The 8,795-nt window shown below is 70.3% G+C and carries 9 protein-coding genes; 1 reads left to right on the forward strand and 8 read right to left on the reverse strand.

Annotated elements, in window-relative coordinates; genetic code table 11:
- Positions 1-80: 80 nt before the first annotated feature.
- The 7 genes from LIU39_RS21880 to LIU39_RS21910 form a co-directional block, all read right to left on the reverse strand.
- On the reverse strand, positions 81-350 hold the full coding sequence (locus tag LIU39_RS21880) for an acyl carrier protein (protein WP_227048522.1): 270 nt from the start codon (positions 348-350) through the stop codon (positions 81-83).
- 45 nt (positions 351-395) lie between these two features.
- Positions 396-1,616 (reverse strand): ketosynthase chain-length factor, encoded by a 1,221-nt coding sequence (locus tag LIU39_RS21885; protein WP_227048523.1) that lies wholly within the window; start codon positions 1,614-1,616, stop codon positions 396-398.
- Positions 1,613-2,893 (reverse strand): beta-ketoacyl-[acyl-carrier-protein] synthase family protein, encoded by a 1,281-nt coding sequence (locus LIU39_RS21890; RefSeq protein WP_227048524.1) that lies wholly within the window; start codon positions 2,891-2,893, stop codon positions 1,613-1,615. Before LIU39_RS21890 ends, LIU39_RS21885 begins: the two co-directional genes overlap by 4 nt.
- Positions 2,890-3,216: a TcmI family type II polyketide cyclase gene (locus tag LIU39_RS21895; RefSeq protein ID WP_227048525.1), complete on the reverse strand. Its 327-nt coding sequence runs from the start codon at positions 3,214-3,216 to the stop codon at positions 2,890-2,892. Before LIU39_RS21895 ends, LIU39_RS21890 begins: the two co-directional genes overlap by 4 nt.
- Positions 3,217-3,262: 46 nt before the next feature.
- Complete coding sequence (locus tag LIU39_RS21900) at positions 3,263-4,762, reverse strand: FAD-dependent monooxygenase (RefSeq protein ID WP_227048526.1); 1,500 nt, start codon at positions 4,760-4,762, stop codon at positions 3,263-3,265.
- Positions 4,763-4,836: 74 nt separating this feature from the next.
- Positions 4,837-5,880: a methyltransferase gene (locus LIU39_RS21905; protein ID WP_227048527.1), complete on the reverse strand. Its 1,044-nt coding sequence runs from the start codon at positions 5,878-5,880 to the stop codon at positions 4,837-4,839.
- Positions 5,881-6,264: 384 nt separating this feature from the next.
- Entirely contained in the window at positions 6,265-7,788 is a 1,524-nt protein-coding gene (locus LIU39_RS21910; protein WP_227048528.1) for a DHA2 family efflux MFS transporter permease subunit, read from the reverse strand.
- A 149-nt stretch (positions 7,789-7,937) separates the two neighbouring features.
- Here LIU39_RS21910 and LIU39_RS21915 point away from each other — a divergent pair, with 149 nt between their 5' ends.
- Positions 7,938-8,615, forward strand: a complete 678-nt coding sequence (locus LIU39_RS21915) for a TetR/AcrR family transcriptional regulator (protein ID WP_227048529.1) — start codon at positions 7,938-7,940, stop codon at positions 8,613-8,615.
- Between the two features lie 53 nt (positions 8,616-8,668).
- Here LIU39_RS21915 and LIU39_RS21920 read toward each other — a convergent pair.
- On the reverse strand, positions 8,669-8,795 hold a 127-nt coding region (locus LIU39_RS21920; protein ID WP_227048532.1), incomplete at its 5' end, for a biotin/lipoyl-containing protein.

Raw genomic sequence — 8,795 nt, forward strand, 5'->3', positions numbered from 1 at the left:
TCTCCTGGAATCGGTCCGGGGCGCGCCGCGGAACCGCGCGGCGCGCGCCGGGACATGCGATGGGGATGCGGCAGGGGGATTCAGACGGCCTGGGCGGACGACAGGCGCTCGTTGACGAGGGAGAGCAGCGCACGGGGCGTGCGGGCGTCGGCGAATGCCTCTTCGTCGAGGCTGATCCCGTACTCCCGCTCGATGCGGCCGGCGGTTTCGAGCATCGCCAGGGATTCGTAGCCCAGCGCGTCGAACTCCGAGTCGAGAATGTCTGCGTCGAGGTCGACGCCCTCGTCGGCACCCGCGCCCTCGCGCAGGATGGACTTGAGGTCGTCGAGGGTGAAGGGGTTCGCGGGCATGGGAAGTCCTTTCTCGGAAATGCAGGGGTGGCGGTCTGTCGCGGATCAGGGCCGTGGTGCGCGCACCACGACCGCGGAGTTGAATCCGCCGTAGCCGCGCGCGAGCACCAGCGCGGTGCGCACGGGCGCACTGCGCGGCGATCCGGACACCAGGTCGAGGTCGTAGTGTGCGGAGAGCGCGGTGTGCACGGTCGGGGGGATCACGCCGTCCCGGATGCTGAGGCAGGCGGTGGCCACGTCCAGGGGTGCCGCACCGGAGTACAGGCGCCCGGTCATGGTCTTGGGAGCGGTGACGGGCACCGCCCGCGGGCCGAACACCTTGGTCAGCGCCTCGGCTTCGGCGCGGTCGAGTTCGGGGACCGCGGCCGCGTCCGCGAAGACCACGTCCACCTCGTCCGGTGCGGCGTCCGCGTCCGCCAGCGCCTGCTCGACGGCCCGCTGCAGCCCCGGGCCGCGGCTGCTGCCCGGTGGCGGGTCGAAGGTGGCGGCATGGCCGGCGATCTCGGCGTAGATCCGCCGTGCGCCGCGGGCACGGGCGTAGTCGGCGTCCTCCAGGATGAGCAGCGCGCCGCCCTCGCCCGGGACGTGCCCCGCGGCGTCGTCGTCGAAGGGCAGGTAGGCGCGCCGGGGATCGCTGCTGCGGCTGATCCGGTCGCTCGCGAGCTGGGCCACCCAGCCCCAGGGGCAGATCGAGGCATCGATGGCCCCGGAGACGATCAGCGGTGTGCCCTTGCGGATCTGCCGACGGGCCTGCGCTATCGCGTCCAGGCCGCCGGCCTGGTCGCTGACGACGACGCCGCTGGGGCCGCGCATGCCGTTGCGGATGGAGATCTGGCCGCTGTTGACGGCGTAGAACCAGGCGAAGGACTGATAGGCGCTGACGTAGCGGCCGCCCTTGCTCCACAGTGCCTGCAGCTCTCGCTGGCCGAACTCGAAGCCGCCGGAGTGACTGGCCGTGATCACGCCCATGTCGTACTCGGGCAGGGTCTGCGGTACGACACCGGCGTCCTCCAGCGCCCAGTCGGCGCCGACCAGGGCGATCCGGGTCATCCGGTCGGTCTGGGGCAGCAGCCTGCCGGGCAGATGGTCCTCGGCGACGAATCCGCTGATCTCGCCCGCCAGCTGCGCCGGGTAGGAGGACGGGTCGAAGCGGGAGACCCGGCCGATGGCGCCGCGGCCTGCCAGCACGGCCGACCAGTAGGGCTCCAGGCCCAGGCCGTTGGGCGCCGCCACGCCGAGCCCGGTCACCACGGTGGCGGGGGTCATCGTTTCCTCCTGTCGGGCCGGGCGAGCACCACGGCGCTCTGGAATCCGCCGAACCCGCTGCCGACGGACAGCACCGTGTCGGTGCGGTGTTCCCGGGCGGTGAGGGGGGTGTAGTCCAGGTCGCACTCCGGGTCCGGGGTGTGCAGGTTGGCCGTGGGCGGCACGACGTGGTGCTCCATCGCCAGCGCGGAGGCGGCGAGTTCGATGGACCCGACGGCACCGAGGGAGTGCCCGACCATGGACTTGATGGAGCTGACCGGAGTGCGGTGGGCGGCCTCGCCCAGGCTGAGTTTGAACGCCGCCGTCTCGTGGCGGTCATTCTGTTTGGTGCCCGAGCCGTGCGCGTTGATGTAGTCGATGTCCTCCGGGTTGATACGGGCCTCCGCCATGGCGACGCGTATCGCCTCGGCCATCTCCTTGCCATCGGGGCGCAGTCCGGTCATGTGGAAGGCGTTGGAACGCGTCGCGTATCCGGCGATCTCCGCGTAGATGTGGGCACCCCTGCGCCGGGCGCTCTCCCCGTCCTCCAGCACGAACACGGCCGCGCCCTCGCCCAGTACGAAGCCGTTGCGGCTGGCGTCGAAGGGCCGGGAGGCGTGTTCGGGGTCGTCGTTGCGCGGGGTCGTTGCCTTGATCGCGTCGAAGCAGGCCACGGTGATCGGCGAGATCGGCGCCTCCGTTGCGCCGGCGACCATGACATCGGCGCCGCCGTCCCTGATCACCTCGGCCGCGTAGCCGACCGCGTCGAGACCGGACGTGCAGCCGGTGGAAACCACCGTCGCGGGCCCCTCCGCACCCACGGCCCAGGCGACCTCGGCGGCGAAGGAACTGGGGACCATGTAGTTGTACAGGTGGGGAACGGCGTACTCGTGGTCGACGAGTTCCCGCCGTCCGCCGTCGCTGACCGTCCGGTATTCCTCGTCGAGGCCCGTGGTGGCGCCCACGGCACTGCCGATGGTCACGCCCATCCGGCCCGGATCCAGCGTGTGGAACGCCAGACCGCTGTCGGCCGCCGCTTCGCGCGCCGTGACCACCGCGAGCTGCGCCGCGCGGTCCATGCGCCGTATCTCCTGGGGGCTCAGCCCGGACGCCTCGGCGTCGAAGTCGACTTCGGCGGCGATCTGGGAGCGGAAGGCGGCGGGGTCGAACAGGGAGATCCGGCGGGTGGCCGTACGCCCGTCGGTGAGGAGCTGCCAGAATCCCTTGGTCCCCGTGCCTCCCGGTGCGGTGACACCGATGCCGGTGACGACGACCTGGCGGCCGTGGCCGGTACTCACTCGGCGCTCCAGTGGTAGAAGCGCTGCGCCATCGCGTCGGCGGGCGAGCGCCAGGTCGCCGGGTCGTACGCCTCGATGAACGGCTTGAGGTTTTCGCTGATGCCGACGAACCGCGGGTCCGTCTTGGCTTCCTCGATGCGCTCCCCGCCGTTCTCTCCGTCGAAGTCCTGGAGGTGGAAGTAGAGGCCCCGGTACGAGAAGAGTTCCCGTCGGCGGGTGCCCATCCGATGCGGCATCTCGGTGCCGTCGAAGGCGGAGAAGATCCGGGCCACCTCTCCCGCGGATCCGGGTTCCATCCGGGCGACAATCAGTGTGCTGTGCATCTTCAACCTCTCTGCGCGTGGTCTCGTCGGTTCACAGGGCGTGGCCTCATGCGGCGCGGGTCCGCGCCGTGACGCGCTGCCGGGCCGGGCCGAACCAGCGCTCCAGGGCCATGGGCAGGTCGTGGTGGCTGCCGGGCGCGGCCCAGGCGACGTGGCCGTCCGGGCGCAGCAGTACCGAGCTGACGCCGTCGAGTTCGCTGCCTGCGGAAACGCTTTGCGGGACGGCGGTGATGATGTCGACGCGGTCCGCCCAGGCTGTCGCGCGCCGCCGCAGCTGCGGGGTGTCGGCCAGATCGAGCAGCACGCCCCGTCCGGGATGGAGGAGTTCGGTGTGGGAGACGGTGCGGCTCCCCCGCAGCAGCTCCAGGCGCGGCATCCGCCTCCCCAGCAGCGGGCTGCTGCCGTTCCCGGTGTCGTAGCGGATGTCCAGGCCGCCGGCCTTGGCCGCGAAGTGCCGGGCCACCTCTTCGTACTGCGTCAGCTCGGTCAGGATGTCGCGCAGCGGCTGCACATCCTCGCTGCCGAGGATGAGCAGGCTCTGGGCGCGGGTGTTGGCGAGCAGGCGGCGGCCGACTTCGTGGCGTTCGCTGTGGTAGGTGTCCAGGAGTGCGGGACCGGCGGTTCCGTGCAGGACGGCGGCGAGCTTCCAGCCGAGGTTCACCGCGTCCTGGATGCTGGTGTTCATCCCCTGCCCGCCGGCCGGAAGGTGGATGTGAGCGGCGTCTCCGGCCAGCAGCACGCGGCCGCGGCGGTACTCGGTGACCTGCCGGGTGGCGTCGCCGAAGGCGCTCACCCACACGGGTTCGGCGTGCGAGATGTCGATGCCGGTGAGCCGCTTCCAGACGTCGGCCACCTCCGCGAAGGGGGGCGGCCCGGTACGCCGCCGTGGTGGTGCGCCGTGTTCTGCGACGATGACGCGGTGGATGCCGTCGCCGAGGCGTGCCGTCATGACCATGCCGCCCGTGACGCGGTCCGCCACCATCCGCGGCTCCAGGTCGACGCCCCGTATGTCGGCGAGGAAAAGCTCTGTCGTGGCCGCGGTGCCGGGGAAGTCGAAGCCGACCGCCTTGCGCACACTGCTGCGACCGCCGTCGCATCCGGCCAAGTAGCGGCTGGTCAGCACCTGTTGACCGGCCGGGCCGCGCACCTGTACGTCGACGTGGTCGCCGTTGTCGGTCACTGCGACGAACTCGTGGCCCCGGCGGATGTCCGCGCCGAGATCACGGGCCCAGGATTCCAGCACGGATTCGGTGACGGACTGCGGCACCGTCCTGGCGGCCTGTTCGCCGCCGCCCAGGACCGCGAAATCGAGCGGAATGCCGCCGAAGTGCCCCTGGCTGCTCGTCTCGATATCGCCGAAGCGGGGCAACAGGCCACGCTGGTCGAATACTTCCACGGTGCGGGGGGTGAGTCCGATACCGCGGGACTCTCCCGTGCGCCGTTCGAGCCGGTCGAGAACCACCACGTCCACTCCGGCCAGGCGCAGTTCTCCGGCAAGCATGAGCCCGGCAGGCCCCGCTCCCACGACAATGACGGAAGCGTCCATGTCAGTCTCCTTACTGGCAGCACATCGCATGCTCTTCGACAGCCGATTCATGAGCGGGCCGCCATGGCCTTTGCTCAACGCTCTTTGCGCCCCATCACCAGAACGTCGTCCACTGCGTCCAACGGGCCGATCGTCGCGGGCCGGAAGCCGGCTTCCCTGAGCCAGGTGTGGCATTCCGTGACCGAATACTCGCCGCCGCCGGCGGACCATACGAGCATGATCAAGGCGGCCATGGAGGCGGAGAGCGATGCCCTGCTATTGCTGATCATGGGGTCGTAAATGATGACCGCGCCGCCCGGCCGCACCGCGTCATACGCCTTGCGCAACAGCTTGCGGCGCTCTTCCGTACCCCAGTTGTGGAGCACATGCCCGAAGATGAGCACATCGGCTTCGGGCAGTGGATCGGAGAAGAAATCACCACCGTGAAAGGTGACCTTTTTCTCGCTGCCGAGTGCGGCCATGTGCGCCGCGAAGTCCCCCTCGATCTGCGGCAGATCGAATACTCCGGCCGTCAGGTGCGGGGCCTGCCGGACGAGGTGGTGTGCGACGCTTCCGCGGGCCCCGCCGACGTCGATGAACGAGCGGTAGCCGCTCCAGTCGAGGTCACCGAGGCGTTGCAGGAGCACGGAGGTGTTCACGTCCATGCTCTCCAGGAAGGCTTCCTTCGTCTCCTTGTCACGGTAGAGACTGTCGTAGGGACTGCCTTCGAGCGCGCTGCGGTTCTGCGGCTTCCCCGTGCGCAGCGCCGTCCCGAGACCTTCCCAGGCCGGGTTCAACTCGCGCTCACAGAACCGGAGATAGCCCCCGATGAATTCCGGACGCCCTCGTACCAGATACCGTTCGGCGGCGGCCGAATTCCGGAACGTTCCGTCCTCGTCGGCCCGCAGCAGACCGAGCCCTGCCAAGGCCATCAGGAAGTCATTGGCTCCGGGCATGAGGAAACCGAATCGCTTGCCCAGTTCCTCGGCTGTGGCCGACGCCCCGGACAGTTCGGTGAAGAGGTCGGACTCCGCCGCGGTAAGCAGGATCTTCGTCTGCCAAAAACCGGTCAGAATTCCCATGACATGACCGATGGACGGCTCTTCCGGCTCCGGAACAGAAGTGTTCTGGTCGCTCATGCAAGGCTCTCCAGGAGTAGCAGGACAACGCCGGGACCGCACTGCTGCGGGCCTGAGCGTCGGTTCCTGCGGATCCTCGCAGCGTCCGTCCAAGGAACGACCAAGAACCGTTCAACGTGAACGGGGAGTCACCAGCACGGACAATCGGCGATCAGCCGGAAACGTCCTGGACGGCCTTGCGGCAAAAAGCCGGTGCTGCATGTTTCGTCAAGGCCGGCCCGGATACGCGTCGGAGTGCCCCACCGGTTCCGCCGGGGCACTGCGCGCCCCGCACGGACCGCGGCGGAAATGCCGAAGGCCGGCACCGCACTGGAGTCGGGCCGGCCTTCGGATCTGCATCTTCGTTGTGCCCTCAGCGACGGCCGCGGGCCGAGCCCGGGAACGTCAGCTCACCGGGGACGTGGGCGACGCGCCGTGCTCCTCCCGCCGCTCCCCGGCCGGTGTTTGCCCCGGCTCGTCCCCGGCGGACGCGTCGTCCGGCGCCGCGTCCGGCGTCTCGGGGCGGCCCGGCAGGAGCGAAGCCGCGGCGACGATGACGACGGCGACCGCGCACACGAACCAGTAGACGCTCCGGAACCCTCCGATCCCGGAGCCGAGGTCCGCCGCCGGGCCCGTGCCGGTGCCGGTGACCGCCAGGATCAGGGCGACGCAGGCGACGCCGAGCGCGCCGCCGAGCTGGTTGAGGTTGTAGACGACGGAGCTGCCCTGCGGCACCTTCTCCGGCGGCAGCGTCCGGTACAGCGACCCCATGGTCGGCGCACCGACGCCGCCCAGCCCCATACCGATCGCGAACGCGGCCAGGGCCGACCACACTTCGCTGCTGTCCGGACCGATACGGGTGAGCGCGACCGCCCCGAGCGCCGCCACGAGCGCTCCCCCGCGGACCAGACTGCGCGCCCCCAGCCGGTCGCTCAGCCGCCCGGCGAGAGGCATGGCGAGCGCCGAGCCCAGCCCCAGCGGCGCCACCAGCAGGCCGGCCGCGCGAGCGCCGTGCCCGTGCAGCACCTGGTAGTACAGCGGCAGGGCGAACAGCCCCGCGAAGGTGGCCAGTCCGACCAGTCCCTGGACGGTGACGCTCGCGGCGAAGCTGCGGCTGCTGAACAGCCGGACGTCGATCAGCGGCTCGTGCCGCCGGGTACGCAGTGCGTGCAGGACGTACCCGACGAGCAGCACGATCCCTCCGATGAGGGGGATGAGCACGGACGGTGCGTCCAGCCGGCCGCGCTCGCCCGCCTCCGTGAGGGCGAGCACGATCGCCGCGAAACCGGGAGCCATCAGCACGGCGCCGAGGAGGTCGAGCCGCGCGGCGGACTTCTTCCCGGCAGGCACACCGGCCGGGATCACCCGCAGCGCGAGCAGGACGGCCACGATCCCGATGGGCAGGTTGATGTAGAACATCGAGCGCCAGCCCAGCGATTCGAGGACGACCCCGCCCAGCACGGGGCCGAGCACCGGTCCGAGCGAGAGAACGACGCCCATCATGCCCATCACGCGTCCGGCCCGGCCGGCTCCCGCCGCGCGGGCCAGGATCACCAGGACCAGCGGGTCGACCACACCGGCGCCGACGCCCTGGACGACGCGGAAGGCGACCAGGCTCCACAGGTTCCAGGCGAGCGCGGAGGCGAGTGAGCCGGCCAGGAACAGCGTCAGCCCGAACAGCCAGAGCTTCTTGACGCCGAACCGGCCGACGGCCCAACTGGTGACCGGAATGGTGACGGTGAGCGCCAGCAGATAGCCGGTCGAGGCCCAGCTGATGGCGCTCAGCGTGGTATGGAACTCCTCGGCAAGGGTGTCGGCGGCGACGGTGACCATGGTGCTGTCGAGGATCCCCATGATCCCGCCCAGCAGGGTGACGCCGATGAGCCGTAACAGCCCCGCGTCCAGGCGGTCATCTCTGACTTGAGACATCACTTTCCCACTCCGTTGAGCGCGGTATTCCACACACCGCTGAACCAGGCGGTTCAACATAACGACCCGCCAGGTCCGCCCGCAACCAGTCGGCCCACACTTTTGAACCGGACGGTTCATTTATCGGGGCGAGGCGATAGAGTGGCAGGGTGAACCGAGCCAAAACCCCAGCCCCGGCCACCGAGTTGAGCAGGCGCGGCGTGCCGCGCGGGCGCGTCGACAAGCGGCAGGCGATCCTCCAGGCCGCGTTCAAGACGTTCGCCCGCGAGGGGTACGGGCAGTCCTGCGTACGGGAGATCGCCGCCGAGGCAGGCGTGGCCAAGCCCACCATTTACAACCACCTCGGCGACAAGGAGACCTTGTTCCGCGAGGCGATGCGGGCCGCCGCAGGCCGCACGGTCGGCCAGGGCCTTGCGGCACTCGACCAGCTGCGCGACGTGCAAAACGACGTGCGCGCCGGGCTGGAGGACGCAGGGCACCGGCTGCTGCTGCACCACTGCGACGAAGAGTCCCAAGCGCTCCGCCGGCTGCTGCACGCCGAAGCGGCCCGGTTTCCCGAACTGCTGGAGCTGATCCAGCAAGAGAGCGCCCGGCACCTCCACGACGCCCTCGCCGACCGCCTGGCGCGCCTCGCGCTCTCCGGCCTGCTGCGCACGAACGACCCCGACCTCGCCGCCGAGCAATTCCTCGCGCTGCTCACGGGCCCGATGGAGCTGCGCTCCCGCCTGGGCACCCGCAAGGTCCCCGACGCCGAACTGCGGGCGGTCGGACGGTCCGCGGTCGACACCTTCCTGTGCGCCTACGCCCCTGGATCCGTCGACGCGTAGCCGAGGCCCCGCCCCCGGACGCAGCGGCTGAGGGCCGGCTCGCGAGCGCCTGCTCAGTCCTTGATTTCGCAGATGATGGCGCCGGAGGTGAGGGCGGCGCCGACTTCGGCGGTGAGGCCCTTGATGGTGCCGGCGCGGTGGGCGTTGAGGGGCTGTTCCATTTTCATGGCTTCGAGGACG

The sequence above is a fragment of the Streptomyces pinistramenti genome (assembly GCF_020564935.1).
Taxonomy (GTDB): domain Bacteria; phylum Actinomycetota; class Actinomycetes; order Streptomycetales; family Streptomycetaceae; genus Streptomyces; species Streptomyces pinistramenti.